Raw genomic sequence first — 13849 nt, 5'->3', positions numbered from 1 at the left:
ACGACGAAGAAGAAGGCAGTGGTGAAGAAGCTAAAGGGGAAGACTCTGCCGAAGAAGACTCCGCTGATGAGGATGATTAATTAAGCCTGATCTCGGAAAGGTTGAAAATTTAGCTCTTTTTGTTTCAAGTGAAACCCGCGTGAGATGAGCGCTGCGCGGGTTTCTTTATTTAGGTCCTAAAAACAGAGCGAATGGTTTAAGTAATTTTTACTTTACTTAGAGTAAAAATACGTTACCTGAATTACTTAACTAGAAGGAAAAAATCAGTGACTGTTATACGCTTGCCAGATGGTTCAGAAAGGGTATTTAATCGTCCAGTGACTGTTTTAGAAGTTGCAGAATCGATAGGTGCAGGTCTTGCGCGCTCAGCATTAGCAGGAAAGGTTAATGATAAATTGGTTGATTTATCTTATCGTATCGAAACAGATAGCGACCTAACTGTTCTTACTGAGAAAGATACTGAAGGTTTAGAAATCATAAGGCATTCGAGCGCACATTTATTAGCACAAGCTGTTAAGGAATTGTTTCCTGAGGCGCAGGTGACCATTGGTCCTGTCATAGAAGATGGTTTTTATTATGATTTTTCATATAAACGTCCATTTACACCGGAGGATCTCGCTGCAATTGAAAAAAGAATGGTAGACATTAGCAGGCGGGATTTAAAGGTTGAGCGAAAGGAGTGGAATCGTTCTGCTGCAATAAATTTTTTCAAGGATCAAGGGGAGCATTATAAGGCTCAAATAATTGAATCGATTCCTGAAGGACAAACTATTTCACTTTATTCACAAGGTGATTTTACTGATTTGTGCCGCGGACCGCATGTGCCATCGACATCCAAGCTCAAAGTTTTCAAATTAATGAAAGTAGCGGGCGCATATTGGAGAGGTGATTCTCATAATGAAATGCTGCAAAGGATATATGGGACAGCATGGATAAAAAAAGAAGATCAGGAAGCATATTTACTTCGCTTAGAAGAAGCTGAAAAGCGTGATCACCGGAAACTAGGTAAACAATTAGATCTGTTTCATATGCAAGAAGAAGCGCCTGGAATGATTTTTTGGCACCCAAAAGGTTGGATTCTCTGGCAGCAAATCGAACAATATATGCGACAAATACTGAACCAAAATGGCTACTTGGAAATTCGTACGCCACAGGTCCTTGAAAGATTGTTATGGGAGCGCTCGGGCCACTGGGAAAACTTCCGTGAGAATATGTTTGTTACAGAAGCTGAAGAGCGATATTTTGCTATTAAACCCATGAATTGCCCTGGCCATGTGCAGGTATTCAATCAGGGGCTCAGAAGTTACAGGGATTTACCCCTGCGACTTGCTGAATTTGGATCCTGCCACCGAAATGAAGCATCAGGGGCTTTACACGGTCTCATGCGCGTACGGGCCTTTACTCAAGATGATGCGCATATTTTTTGTGCAGAGGAGCATGTGCGAGATGAAGTCATACAATTTATTGATTTGTTGCAACGTGTTTATAAAGATTTCGGTTTTCATGAAGTTTTAGTCAAACTTTCTACTCGCCCACAAAAAAGAGTGGGAACAGAAGAGCAGTGGGATAAGGCAGAAATGGCGCTAAGTTCTGCATTAAATCTGAAACAGCTTGATTGGGAGTTACAGCCGGGAGAAGGTGCTTTTTATGGTCCTAAAATCGAGTTTTCCTTGAGAGATAGTATTGGGCGGGTATGGCAATGCGGCACTCTGCAGTTAGATTTTTCGATGCCAAACAGGTTAGGCGCAATTTATATTTCTGAAGATAATTCGAAAAAAATTCCAGTGATGCTGCATCGTGCAATTTTAGGTTCCTTGGAGCGATTTATCGGCATTCTTATTGAAAATCATGCGGGCGCACTTCCACTTTGGCTTTCTCCTGTCCAGGTGGTAGTTCTAAATATTTCAAGGAACCAGATAGATTATGCTCAGAATGTAGTAAAAGAACTCAAGTATCATGGTATTCGTGCAGATTCGGACTTGAGAAATGAAAAAATAAACTATAAAATTCGAGAACATAGTTTACAGAAATTACCTTACCAAATAATTGTAGGTGATGCTGAAGTAAAGGATAATGTAGTTTCTGTGCGGAGTAGATCAAATATTGATCTTGGTCAAATGTCTTTGCAGACATTGATAGATCGTCTAAAAGTAGAAGTTTCAGAAAAGATAAATTAAGTAGATTTTTATACAGCTTGGAGGAATTGCCATAAGTCAGGAAAAACATGTACGTATAAATGAGGAAATTAATGCCCCAGAAATACGATTAATTGGTATAGATGGAGAGCAAATCGGTGTTGTTACGCTTGCTATTGCAAATGTTTTGGCTGAAGAGAAAGGTGTGGATTTAGTTGAAATTGCACCGGGGGCTCAGCCGCCAGTATGTCGCTTGATGGATTATGGGAAGTATCTCTATCAAGAAAGTAAAAAGAAGCATGAAGCAAAGCTCAAGCAAAAGCAGATCCAAATCAAGGAAATTAAATTTCGGCCAAATACTGATGAGGGTGATTACAACATCAAATTACGTAATTTGATTAATTTCCTGGATGAGGGCGATAAGGTAAAAGTTACTCTAAGATTTAGAGGTCGTGAAATGGCACATCAAGAGTTTGGTGTCCGTCTTTTGGAACGAGTAAAAGATGATCTTCAAGAACTTGCGATTGTAGAGCAATTTCCCAGACTAGAGGGTAGGCAAATGGTGATGGTGTTGTCACCCAAAAAGAAAGAAATAAAAAAAAGTAAATCGTAAGAGTTAAAGCAAGAAAATAAAATTTCAACAGCTATAATATCTACGTGAGCATACTAATCATCCAAGTTATGTGATTGGATTAGTATATTAATTTAGAGGGTTTATAAAAATAAGTGATTGTAGGTTCCAAAGTTTTCTAACTAAATAGAAACACCTTAAATCATATAAATAAGATAGGAGTTAAGTTATGCCCAAAATGAAGACCAAGAAAAGTGCCGCTAAGCGCTTTAAAGTGAGGGCTGGTGGTACCATTAAACGATCCCAAGCATTTAAACGGCATATTCTGACCAAGAAAACTACCAAAAACAAAAGGCAGTTGCGTGGAACTGTTGGTGTTAATCCGAGGGATATAGCATCTGTGCGTGCTATGTTACCTTACGCATAAGGAGGTTTGCGATGCCAAGAGTGAAACGTGGTGTAACAGCTCATGCGCGCCATAAAAAAATACTTAAACTGGCTAAGGGATATCGAGGCCGACGCAAAAATGTCTATCGTATAGCCAAAGAAGCGGTAATGAAAGCGGGTCAGTATGCATACCGCGATCGCCGCCAGCGGAAACGTCAATTTCGTGTTTTATGGATTGCTCGTATTAATGCAGCAGCACGTGAGCATGGATTAACATACAGTAATTTTATGAATGGTATAAAAAAGGCGGGTATCGAGTTGGATAGAAAAGTACTGGCAGATCTTGCTGTATTTGATAAAGCCGCTTTTGAGAAAATAGTAGAAAGGGCTAGAATAAATCTAGCTTTATAGTTTGGCCGAAAATAATAAGTCCAGGGAGATCAAGGATTAAGGAACTTGATCTCCCTTTTTCTTGCATGATCCTTATGTATTACCTTTTATGAAAAACCTAGAAAATCTTGTAAGTGAAGCAGTTATTCTTATAGATAGGGCAGAGAATGCCACTGAGCTCGAGCAAATAAAGGTTCGCTATGTGGGAAAGGAAGGAGAATTAACTAAATTACTTCGAGGGTTAGGAGAGCTGCCACAGACTGATCGCCCTGTTATGGGTAATCTGATTAATCAAGCTAAAAAATCATTAGATGAAGCGCTGGCACGACGCAAGAAAATTATTGAAGAAAAGGAAATGATAGCGCAACTAGAAGGAGATACATTAGATGTGACGTTGCCGGGGCGTGGGCTGGGTATGGGTAGCTTACATCCGGTTTCGCAAGTATTGATGCGTATTGAATCGCTATTTCACTCGATTGGTTTTGCTGTCGCATCAGGTCCAGAAATTGAGACTGATTTTTATAATTTTACTGCACTTAATATTCCAGAGAATCATCCAGCTCGTGCAATGCACGATACTTTCTATGTGGATAGTATGTACTTATTGCGTACCCACACCTCTCCAGTTCAAATCCGCTATATGAAAAATCATCAACCTCCTCTAAAAGCTATTGCACCAGGGAGAGTTTATCGCTGTGATTCTGATGTAACGCATACACCCATGTTTCATCAGGTGGAAGGGTTATGGGTGGATGAGTATGTTAATTTCTCAGCTTTGAAAGGCATATTGATGGATTTTATGCAAAAATTTTTCGAGCGTGAGGATTTACCGGTACGTTTTCGGCCTTCGTTCTTTCCTTTTACAGAACCTTCTGCAGAAATGGACATTGGTTGTGTCATGTGTGACGGAAAAGGCTGTAGGGTATGCAGTAATACAGGTTGGTTAGAGGTACTGGGTTGTGGCATGGTACACCCGAATGTTTTGAAGTATGGCGGGATAGATACTGAAAAATACACTGCCATGGCCTTTGGTTTGGGAGTAGAAAGGTTGGCAATGCTGCGATATGGGGTAAATGATTTGCGGTTATTTTTTGATAATGATTTACGCTTTCTAGAGCAATTTAATTAAATAAATCTTCTCGTTAGTACCTGCCTGCCTTATTTATAAACTATTGTTATGAGATTTTCAGAGAATTGGCTTCGTACGCTTGTAAATCCACCCCACTCGAGTGATGAGTTGGCGCACGCTCTAACTATGGCTGGACTGGAGGTGGAAAGCGTAGAACCTGTAGCGCCACCTTTTGATAAAGTGGTTGTGGCTGAGGTGATATCTGTACAAAAACACCCTGATGCAGACCGACTTAATGTGTGCCAAGTTGATATTGGAACAGCCGACAATAAACTCATTCAAGTCGTATGTGGTGCACCAAATGTTGAAGTTGGAGTGAAAGTACCTTGTGCCTTAATTGGCGCTCATTTACCAGGCATTGTAATCAAGCAAAGTAAATTACGTGGCGTGGAATCTTTTGGCATGTTGTGTTCTGCAAAAGAATTAGGGTTAAGTGAAAATGCAGAAGGTTTACTTTTGCTATCTAAGGATGCACTAAACGGCATGAATTTTAGAGAATTTTATGCGTTAGATGACCAGATTTTTACGCTTAAGCTTACACCTAATCGGGCGGATTGCCTTGGAATATTAGGTGTGGCGCAAGAGGTAGCAGCAATTACTGCCATAGATTTTGTTCCTCCAGAAATTGAACCAGCTAAGAGCGAAATCAGTGATACTGTAACAGTGTATATAGATAAGCCTGAGGTATGTCCGCTTTATTGCGGAAGAGTAATACGTGAAGTATCTCTTGCTGTAGCTACCCCGCTTTGGATGGCTCAACGTTTAGAGCGAGGCGGAATACGTACGATTAATGTGGTAGTAGATGTCCTTAATTACGTGATGCTGGAAACAGGTCAACCAATGCACGCATTTGATTTAGCAAAAATTGGGAGCGTGCAAGCAGGAAAATTATGGGTACGTTATGCAAAAAAAGACGAATGTTTAGAATTGCTAAATGGACAAAAATTTGAGTTACAACCGGATATGCTGGTAATTGCGAATGAGGATGAACCTTTGGCATTGGCTGGAATCATGGGGGGAATTCAAAGTGGCGTCCAACTGGAAACAACAGATTTATTTTTGGAAAGTGCATTTTTTTCTCCGGAAGTGATAAGCGGCAAATCATTTCGCTTGGGATTCAGTTCAGATTCTGCACATCGCTTTGAGCGAGGAGTTAATTTTGCTGCGACACGAGATGCTTTAGAGCGAGCTACTAATTTAATTTTGAGCATATGTGGTGGTAAAGCTGGTCCTATAACGGAGGTTAAAAATAGATTACCAAGCCGTGACGTTGTTAAGGTTCGCCTGGAGCGTATAAAACGGCTGCTGGGAATTGATGTGGAAAGCGGACAAATTTCAGAAATTTTTGAACGCTTGAGATTTAGTTTTTTCGTTAATGATGATGTATTTCATGTTACACCACCACCTTATCGTTTTGATCTAGTGATAGAAGAAGATTTTATCGAAGAAGTAGCACGCATATATGGGTATGATCATATTCCTGCGAGTTTACCACGCCCAATGATGTCAATGCTTCCAGAATCTGAAGTAATTGATCTTCCTTCTACCCGATTAAAACATATTTTGATAAGCCGAGATTATCGGGAGGTAATCAATTACGCATTTGTCGATGCCAATTGGGAATTAGATTTTGCGAATAATGATTCACCAGTAGTATTGAAGAATCCTATTGCCAGTCAGATGAGTGTGATGCGTAGTAGCTTGATTGGTGGACTAATTGCTAACTTGCAATTTAATCTTAATCGTAAGCAAACCAGAGTTCGAATATTTGAAATTGGTTGCTGTTTTATGAATAATGAAAGTAATTATCAGCAAACTGAGAATATTGCTGGTCTTTGTTATGGGGATGCAGCGCCAGAGCAATGGGGGCAACCTGCTAGAAATATTGATTTTTTTGATGTGAAGATGGATTTAGAGTCTCTATTCTGGCCAGAGCAGGTGAGATTTGAAAAATTTATTCATCCAGCCTTACACCCAGGAAAATCTGCTCAAGTTTATAAGAGCGATAAAATTGCGGGATGGCTAGGGGAATTGCATCCGCGTTTGCAGAGAAAGTATGATTTACCCAGATCTGCAATATTATTTGAGTTACATATTGATTCTTTATCCACAAGAACATTGCCAAAAGTTAAGAAACTTTCCAAGTTTCCACCTGTACGACGTGATATCGCTATCGTGGTAGCTAATCATATAAGTACTCAGATGTTATTAGAAAGCATAAATACTGAGAAAGCGGCTATTATTTCTGAAATTCACCTTTTTGATGTTTATAGTGGAAAGGGAATGGAATTTGGCAAGAAGAGTCTTGCTTTTCGTATTTTATTACAAGATACTGAAAAAACCTTAGTTGACAAGGAAATAGATGAGGCAATTTCAGAATTGATTGGCATATTAGAATCTAAATTTAATGCTAAACTACGCGGATAATTTTATCCTGAATAAGATTAGGAAAAGTGTATCTTGTTGATTTAACTATTGAAGAATATTCTTAATAGTTCCCTACATGGATTTTTTTATTAATAACAATATATTTATATCCATTTCTCAAGTTTGAAAAGTCTTTAATACGATAATTTTAAAAATAAAATATTTAAATCACATAGGTAACATATTATTTTTTTAATAGATTTTATCTATGGGTTTTATAGAATCTTATATTTTGTTTACGAGCTAAAATTTGTTCATACAGGTGGGGTAAACATGGCGTTAACAAAAGCAGAATTGACTGATCTGTTGTTTGAAAATGTAGGACTCAATAAGCGAGAAGCTAAAGAAGTAGTAGAATCTTTTTATGAGGAATTACGCATAGCTCTTCAGAAAGGTGAAGGAGTCAAGCTTTCTGGCTTTGGTAATTTTCAATTACGTACTAAACCTCAGCGCCCTGGACGCAATCCCAAAACAGGTGAAGAAATTCCCATCTCGGCACGCCGTGTAGTTACTTTTCATGCCAGCCAGAAACTTAAGTCAATGGTAGAGAAGAACTATCATGGAAAAAATGAAACTAAGTAGTATTTTTTCTCCCATACCTAAATGAATTGTGTGGAGTTAAATCTCATACTTTGCAGCAGTGAGGGTCTGCACAGCTGAAATCAATTAAGCGACATGGAAATCAATGCTATTATCCAATATCATGAAGTATTACTTATTCGATCTCTGAATGAATTACGTTATGATCATGGGCTTTTACTATAAATGACGCGTCACCGTTTGTAGCCTGGATCTACATCAATTTTGATAGATGTGTTGAAATTTCATATTCAAAGATAGAGTAGGGTGTTATATCTTAGATAGAAATAAAATTAAGGGAGTAGGATCAGTGCTTCTTTCTTGATTTGTTTTGTGAGTGATTCTAGTGTTGGAGTTTGTATTTGCTATAATTTAAGTCGTCGGGGCGTAGCGCAGCCTGGTAGCGTACTTGCATGGGGTGCAAGTGGTCGGAGGTTCAAATCCTCTCGCCCCGACCAACTTAATTTTTAGCATATGATGAATTAATCACTTAAATAGTGTAGTGTATTCTCATATAATTAAGTCTAAATTTGGTTAGCGAGTTTATTTGAGTCTCTTATGAATATTGGGTAGACTCAAATATAGTATTTTGACTTCTCATTAATTTCCAGAAAGTTAATTCAAATGCGCATATTGCTCAGTAATGATGACGGGTATTTTGCGCCAGGTCTTGCGTGTCTAGCCGAAACCCTTTCTAGTATAGCGGATATAACCGTGGTAGCTCCAGAGCGTGACCGCAGTGGCGCGAGTAACTCTTTAACACTTGATCGTCCACTAAGTTTGCACAAGTCACATAATGGTTTTTATTATGTTAATGGTACCCCGACAGATTGTGTGCATCTGGCAGTAACCGGTATGCTAGATGATTTACCGGATATGATCATCTCTGGTATTAATGATGGGGCTAACATGGGAGATGATACAATTTATTCTGGTACTGTAGCAGCTGCTACTGAGGGATTTCTCCTAGGCATACCCTCAATTGCTGTATCTCTCGTAAGTGTTTCTAGTGGTAATTTTTCAACTGCGGCAAATGTTGCGTTGAATATGGTGAAACGGTTCATGGAGAAAAAATTTCATGTACCTATTCTGTTAAATATCAATGTACCTGATGTTCCACAAGAGCAATTACAAGGAATGGAAGTAACGCGCTTAGGACGCCGCCACAAGGCTGAAGCAGTAATTAAATCTCGCAGCCCACGAGGAGATACAGTCTATTGGGTAGGTGCCGCAGGTGCAGCACAAGATGCTGGAGAGGGAACCGATTTTTTTTCAGTTCAAAATAACCGTGTCTCAATTACTCCATTGCAAATAGATCTTACTCGATATGATCAAATAGGATATCTGAAAGATTGGTTGGGGATGGAAAAAAATATGATGGGAGATATTGATTTGTGAGCATACGTCATTCCGGTATTGGCATGACATCACAGCGAACGCGGATGCGAATGGTCGAGCGTTTACGTGAGCAAGGTATCACCGATGAAAGGGTGTTAACCGTAATGAACACAATCCCTCGTCATCTTTTTGTTGAAGAAGCTCTGGCATCTAGAGCTTATGATGACGTGGCACTACCTATCAATTTTGGTCAAACAATTTCAAATCCATGGACTGTAGCCAGAATGACCGAGCTTCTTCGTGCAAATTCTAATCTCGGTAAGGTGCTTGAAATAGGTACTGGTTGTGGATATCAAACTGCAGTGCTTGCTCAACTAGCGCAAGAAGTGTATTCAATTGAACGTATAGGACCGTTGCTTACTCGTACACGTATCCGTTTGCGTGAGCTAAGAGTTAGCAATGCTTATTTGAGACATGCAGATGGATTACTTGGTTTTCCTGAAGCGGCACCATTTGACGGCATTATGATGACAGCTGTTACCACGCAAGTGCCAGAATCGCTCCTAGAACAATTAATGATAGGAGGTAGAATAGTTTATCCGAAAGGGAGTCGAAAGCAGAATTTGTGTGTAATAGAGCATACTTCTCAGGGTTTTATTGAGACCATACTGGATGAGGTGAAGTTTGTTCCAATTTTATCTGGTGTCATTAGCAAATAAACGGTACAGGAGCATAATAGAGATGCTGGATATTATGATCAGGAAAGCCTGTTTAGAAATTTATGGAGTTATCACAATGGCTATCTTAGTAGTAAGATCGAAGTTGTTTACTATTTTATCTGGCGTGTTACTTGTTTTTCCTTATTTTTTAATAACTGGATGTGTTGCACCCCATCCAGCTCCAGTAGTCGAGTCTCAAAGAAACTTAAATCAGGCAATAGATAAAGCACCGGCTAAGCAAATCTATATTGTTCAAAAAGGAGATACCCTCTATGCGGTTGCACTCAGGCATAGCATTGATTATAAAGAACTGGCCCAGTGGAATGGGATTGTAAATCCTAATGCGCTTAAGATTGGCCAGGAAATTGATTTGTCCGTACCATCTAGGCAGAAGCTATCTTCTCAGCAGGAAAAAGTAATACCAGAGCAAGTTGTTACGGCGCAGCCGACACTGTTTTCAGTCCCTCAGCCAATATTATCTTCCGAAAGGGCCAAGCAACTTCCATCATCAGCTTCACAAGCAGGCACGGGGGCATCAGCCAGTTCGCTTGTAGCAGAACCGAAAGGAGTCAAATTGCCCTATTCCGAGACAGCTGTGGCTCAATTAAGAGGTTCAAATAGTACACCTAATTTACCTACTACACCTCCTAAAGCAGAGACTGTAGCAATAGCTCCAGTGATACAAAAATCAGAAATGGCTTCAACAACACAAAAAATAGCCATAGCTCCAACAACACAGAAAATTGTTGAAAATGAGAGCACTCCAAAAAGTAGCCCTCAAAAGTTAGAAGCTAACCGCAGTAATAATATCAAGTGGAGTTGGCCAACAAACGGCCAATTGCTGAGCAGATATACTGAAAAATCCAAAGGAGTGACTATTGCTGGTAAACCTGGTCAGTCAGTATTAGCGTCTGCGGATGGAACAGTAGTTTATAGCGGTAGCGGACTTCGCGGATATGGAAAATTAATTATCGTTAAGCATAATAATGCTTACCTTAGTGCTTATGGACACAATAGCAAGATTTTGGTTCGAGAAGGTGAAACTGTAACGAAAGGTCAGAAAATAGCGGAAATGGGGAACACCGATAGCGATACTGTGAAACTTCATTTTGAAATTAGGGAGCGAGGTAAACCTGTTGATCCTCTTAAATTCTTATCTAATTAATTTGAAGATAGTCGCGTCACTGAGACTGAAATAGTGATAATAATTCCTGAGTTTGCAGCTTGTCATGATTGGCGTGCTTGATAATTCTAATCTGCAATAGATGCTGCATTAATAATCCAATTCCATCCACTAACGCATTTGATTAAACCCAGGTTTCTCGCTAGCAATCTAATCGTTTGATTCGCAATAGTATTCTTAAAAAGAAATATTAGAATAATTTATTGATTTTATTAAAATTTGAGGTTCTAATGGAGAATTCTGGATTTAAACAAACGACCGGCTGAAGCAGGATGCAATCTCTACCCACCTACTAACCGTTATGGATATAAGATTACAAAGAGCATGTTTTACCAAGGATCAAGCTTATCTTCTTTTTGAAAGAATCTTATAGCGTTTTTGGGATTAAAATTGTAATAGTCAGATTATTATCATACTGAAACTATAGAGCTTGCCGATCATTAGATTCTATTAAAGTGATCAAAGTCGAGACATCAATCCATCTATTATTGAGGATAGCAATATCTCCTGAGATAATAGAAGGCAATCTACTTGGTTCTCCCAGGTCAGTTAAAACCATCGCTGCACCATTGAAATTTTGTGAATATGTATATTCGCTGATTGTGATGATAGTTTTAATACCTGCTGCGCAAGAGGATTGTAATCCATTTTCTGAATCCTCAATTGCGATACATTGTTGAGGTGGTGATCCAAGTTTTTCGAGTACCCAGTAATAAATATCTGGAGCGGGTTTTTTTTGGGGCACGATGTCTCCAGCGCCAATAACATCAAACCAGTTAAGAGATTCTTCCCCCAATGTAAATTTTAATAGAGAGGTTACATTTTCTAATGTCGTGGTTGTAGCAATCCCTATTTTTATTTCTTTTTCACGCAATTCATGAATTAGTCGTGCTATACCAGGACGCAGAGGAATATTCCCTTTTGCTAATAAATCAAGAAAATATTTGGTTTTAGTTTTATGTAATTCAGCAATCCAGTCAGACAAATCGCGCTTGTTTAATATGCTGGGCGCGTATTTTTCGATGTAATAGCGGATACGTTCTTTGCCACCAGTAATTTTGAGTAATTGGCCATATAGTTCAGTATCCCAATTCCAATCAAGTCCAAACTCTTTAAATGCAGCGTTAAAAGCAGGGCGATGTCCGTCTCGTTCAGTTTCGGCAAGAGTACCGTCAACATCAAATAACACTGCAGAAAGCGGAATATTATTTTTTTTCATAGATGAGTTGATGTGTTATAGCTGGCGCGTTGCAGGCGATCAGAAATTGCTAGCCATGCTGAGTCTAAAGGGGGAGCTTCTGCCAACATACGAAAAAACCCTTTCTGATCTAGTTGACGAAGTGTGGCATATAATTGATGACCATATTCGATTGGATCAGCCGGCATTAAAAAAAGATGAATGTTTTCATTTGCAGCTTGGGAAAGATAATCGGAATCAGACCAAACAATTAGAGCAATTCGTAACCCATTTTTATTCAATTGCTGTGCACGTTGTTGAATTGATTCGGTAGGCCACACTTCGAGAGGTGTTGCAGGAGCGTAATGAGAGGATAGATTACCCGGAGTCCGTAAAGCTATATCTTGATTTCCTTTCAAGACGATTTTTTGTTTTAGTACATCTTCAAGTGATGCTATGGGGATACCGCCGGGGCGTAAAAGAATGGCTGTTGAATTATAAAAACTGATAATGGTACTTTCCAAGCCAACTTTGCAAGTGCCTCCGTCCAAAACCATGCTCACTTTATTGCCAAATTCTTCATATACATGATTTGCCGAAGTAGGACTTAATCTGCCAAAGCGATTTGCTGAAGGTGCGACAAGCGCTCTATCTCTACCAAGTGCTCTTAGTAGAGCAAGTGCAATCGGATGATCAGGAATACGTAAGCCGACAGTATTTTGGCCACCCGTTACACTAAGTGGTACATGTGAGCTTCTGGGCAGAATTAGGGTAAGAGGTCCTGGCCAGAAATGCTCAGCTAATTGCCAGGCTGAATCGGGTACATCAGTTGCCCAATATTCTAATTGATTCATTTCTGCGAAATGAACTATAAGAGGATGATTAATAGGGCGTCCTTTTATTTCATAAACTCGATTTATTGCTGAAGGATTAGCGATGTCTGCTCCGAGCCCATAAACAGTCTCTGTAGGAAAAGCTACATTTTTGCCAGCCTTTAAAAGAGTAACAGCCGCAACAATTTTATCATTAAGCGCAAGCAATGGTTCCCTATCATTCATACTTTTGATAGATAAATATACAAAAACAAAAGTTATGTTTTATCTTTTATTGTTAGTTTTAGATTTTGACAATAGATTTTTGATTAATTAATTCAGTATCGATGAAGTCACTACTTTAATATGAGTATGATATGTAGAGAGATTATATTTTTTTCTATTCAATATCAAATACAACAGATTCAGGCTATAGGCTATAGTTTCTAAGTAGTCTTAGTAAATTTATTGTAAGTTAAGAGTGCTTGCAGATAATTAAAGTTTGCAAAAAATATCTCATATTCTAAATGATTTTCTAAATGATTTTGCATAATTTCAAAATTAAGACATTCATTTTGTCGAATAGTGTCCAAAAAATGAATTCGATAGAATAATAAATTTTAAATTCTGGAAGAATAATTTATCGTTCACCCAAACTATTGAAGCAGTGATGGATTTTATTTTTTGCTGAAATCCCCTGCTATAAATATGGAAAAACTGCTTGACTAAAATGATGAAGGTGACTAGCCTGTAAAGTGTGGCCGGCGAAGGAAGGGTGTTGAACTTTTTAGCTGGAACAAAAAAGGAAAAGGAGTAATTTAAAGGAAAGCTATTCGGAAGCCATGAAGACAGGAAGGTTTTTATGGGATGATGAAATAGCGAATAAGAGTAATATCGTAGGTAAGTAGCGATATACTTTTTCTAATAAATGAAAAACAGGAGGAAATTTAAATGGCAACTACAATGGGAACAAGCAGCGCAGCGTCTAGCGCTAGAGGCTAT

General features: G+C 38.8%; 12 protein-coding genes and 1 tRNA gene. 11 read left to right on the top strand and 2 right to left on the bottom strand.

The features are described from left to right. The first annotated feature begins 266 nt into the window (after positions 1-266). From thrS to R2Q26_RS14535, 11 genes are all read left to right on the top strand, one after another. Complete coding sequence (gene thrS, locus R2Q26_RS14585; protein ID WP_317536957.1) at positions 267-2177, top strand: threonine--tRNA ligase; 1911 nt, start codon at positions 267-269, stop codon at positions 2175-2177. Between the two features lie 25 nt (positions 2178-2202). Further along, on the top strand, positions 2203-2748 hold the full coding sequence (gene infC, locus R2Q26_RS14580) for a translation initiation factor IF-3 (protein ID WP_411182369.1): 546 nt from the start codon (positions 2203-2205) through the stop codon (positions 2746-2748). Between the two features lie 187 nt (positions 2749-2935). Further along, positions 2936-3133, top strand: a complete 198-nt coding sequence (gene rpmI, locus R2Q26_RS14575) for a 50S ribosomal protein L35 (RefSeq protein ID WP_317536956.1) — start codon at positions 2936-2938, stop codon at positions 3131-3133. An 11-nt stretch (positions 3134-3144) separates the two neighbouring features. After that, positions 3145-3504, top strand: coding sequence for a 50S ribosomal protein L20 (rplT, locus tag R2Q26_RS14570; RefSeq protein ID WP_317536955.1), 360 nt, complete (start codon positions 3145-3147; stop codon positions 3502-3504). An 88-nt stretch (positions 3505-3592) separates the two neighbouring features. After that, a complete protein-coding gene (gene pheS / locus R2Q26_RS14565; protein ID WP_090572007.1) occupies positions 3593-4612 on the top strand; it encodes a phenylalanine--tRNA ligase subunit alpha in 1020 nt (339 codons plus the stop codon). Positions 4613-4660: 48 nt separating this feature from the next. After that, positions 4661-7039, top strand: a complete 2379-nt coding sequence (gene pheT, locus R2Q26_RS14560) for a phenylalanine--tRNA ligase subunit beta (protein WP_317536954.1) — start codon at positions 4661-4663, stop codon at positions 7037-7039. Between the two features lie 273 nt (positions 7040-7312). Continuing rightward, a complete protein-coding gene (locus tag R2Q26_RS14555; RefSeq protein ID WP_090571999.1) occupies positions 7313-7621 on the top strand; it encodes an integration host factor subunit alpha in 309 nt (102 codons plus the stop codon). Between the two features lie 378 nt (positions 7622-7999). Beyond that, positions 8000-8076 (top strand) — tRNA-Pro (locus R2Q26_RS14550). A 166-nt stretch (positions 8077-8242) separates the two neighbouring features. Then, a complete protein-coding gene (gene surE, locus R2Q26_RS14545; RefSeq protein WP_317536953.1) occupies positions 8243-9016 on the top strand; it encodes a 5'/3'-nucleotidase SurE in 774 nt (257 codons plus the stop codon). Continuing rightward, positions 9013-9675, top strand: a complete 663-nt coding sequence (locus R2Q26_RS14540; protein ID WP_090572001.1) for a protein-L-isoaspartate(D-aspartate) O-methyltransferase — start codon at positions 9013-9015, stop codon at positions 9673-9675. The genes surE and R2Q26_RS14540 overlap by 4 nt, the downstream gene beginning before the upstream one ends. Positions 9676-9697: 22 nt before the next feature. After that, complete coding sequence (locus tag R2Q26_RS14535; protein WP_317536952.1) at positions 9698-10840, top strand: peptidoglycan DD-metalloendopeptidase family protein; 1143 nt, start codon at positions 9698-9700, stop codon at positions 10838-10840. Positions 10841-11279: 439 nt separating this feature from the next. On the opposite strand, the gene R2Q26_RS14530 is transcribed toward R2Q26_RS14535, so the two are convergent. Continuing rightward, complete coding sequence (locus R2Q26_RS14530; protein WP_317536951.1) at positions 11280-12077, bottom strand: HAD family hydrolase; 798 nt, start codon at positions 12075-12077, stop codon at positions 11280-11282. Then, a complete protein-coding gene (locus R2Q26_RS14525; RefSeq protein ID WP_317536950.1) occupies positions 12074-13093 on the bottom strand; it encodes an L-threonylcarbamoyladenylate synthase in 1020 nt (339 codons plus the stop codon). The genes R2Q26_RS14530 and R2Q26_RS14525 overlap by 4 nt, the downstream gene beginning before the upstream one ends. Positions 13094-13849 lie beyond the last annotated feature (756 nt).

This window comes from Nitrosomonas sp. Is37 (assembly GCF_033063275.1).
Lineage (GTDB): Bacteria > Pseudomonadota > Gammaproteobacteria > Burkholderiales > Nitrosomonadaceae > Nitrosomonas.
The sequence above is the reverse complement of the archived record's forward strand: the minus strand, read 5'-3'. Positions and strand labels throughout refer to the sequence as shown.

Coding starts and splice junctions, on each gene's coding strand:
- R2Q26_RS14555 (WP_090571999.1), top strand. CDS start 7,313: ATGGCGTTAACAAAAGCAGAATTGACTGATCTGTTGTTTGAAAATGTA.
- surE (WP_317536953.1), top strand. CDS start 8,243: ATGCGCATATTGCTCAGTAATGATGACGGGTATTTTGCGCCAGGTCTT.
- rplT (WP_317536955.1), top strand. CDS start 3,145: ATGCCAAGAGTGAAACGTGGTGTAACAGCTCATGCGCGCCATAAAAAA.
- pheT (WP_317536954.1), top strand. CDS start 4,661: ATGAGATTTTCAGAGAATTGGCTTCGTACGCTTGTAAATCCACCCCAC.
- pheS (WP_090572007.1), top strand. CDS start 3,593: ATGAAAAACCTAGAAAATCTTGTAAGTGAAGCAGTTATTCTTATAGAT.
- R2Q26_RS14525 (WP_317536950.1), bottom strand. CDS start 13,093: ATGAATGATAGGGAACCATTGCTTGCGCTTAATGATAAAATTGTTGCG.
- rpmI (WP_317536956.1), top strand. CDS start 2,936: ATGCCCAAAATGAAGACCAAGAAAAGTGCCGCTAAGCGCTTTAAAGTG.
- R2Q26_RS14535 (WP_317536952.1), top strand. CDS start 9,698: ATGCTGGATATTATGATCAGGAAAGCCTGTTTAGAAATTTATGGAGTT.
- R2Q26_RS14530 (WP_317536951.1), bottom strand. CDS start 12,077: ATGAAAAAAAATAATATTCCGCTTTCTGCAGTGTTATTTGATGTTGAC.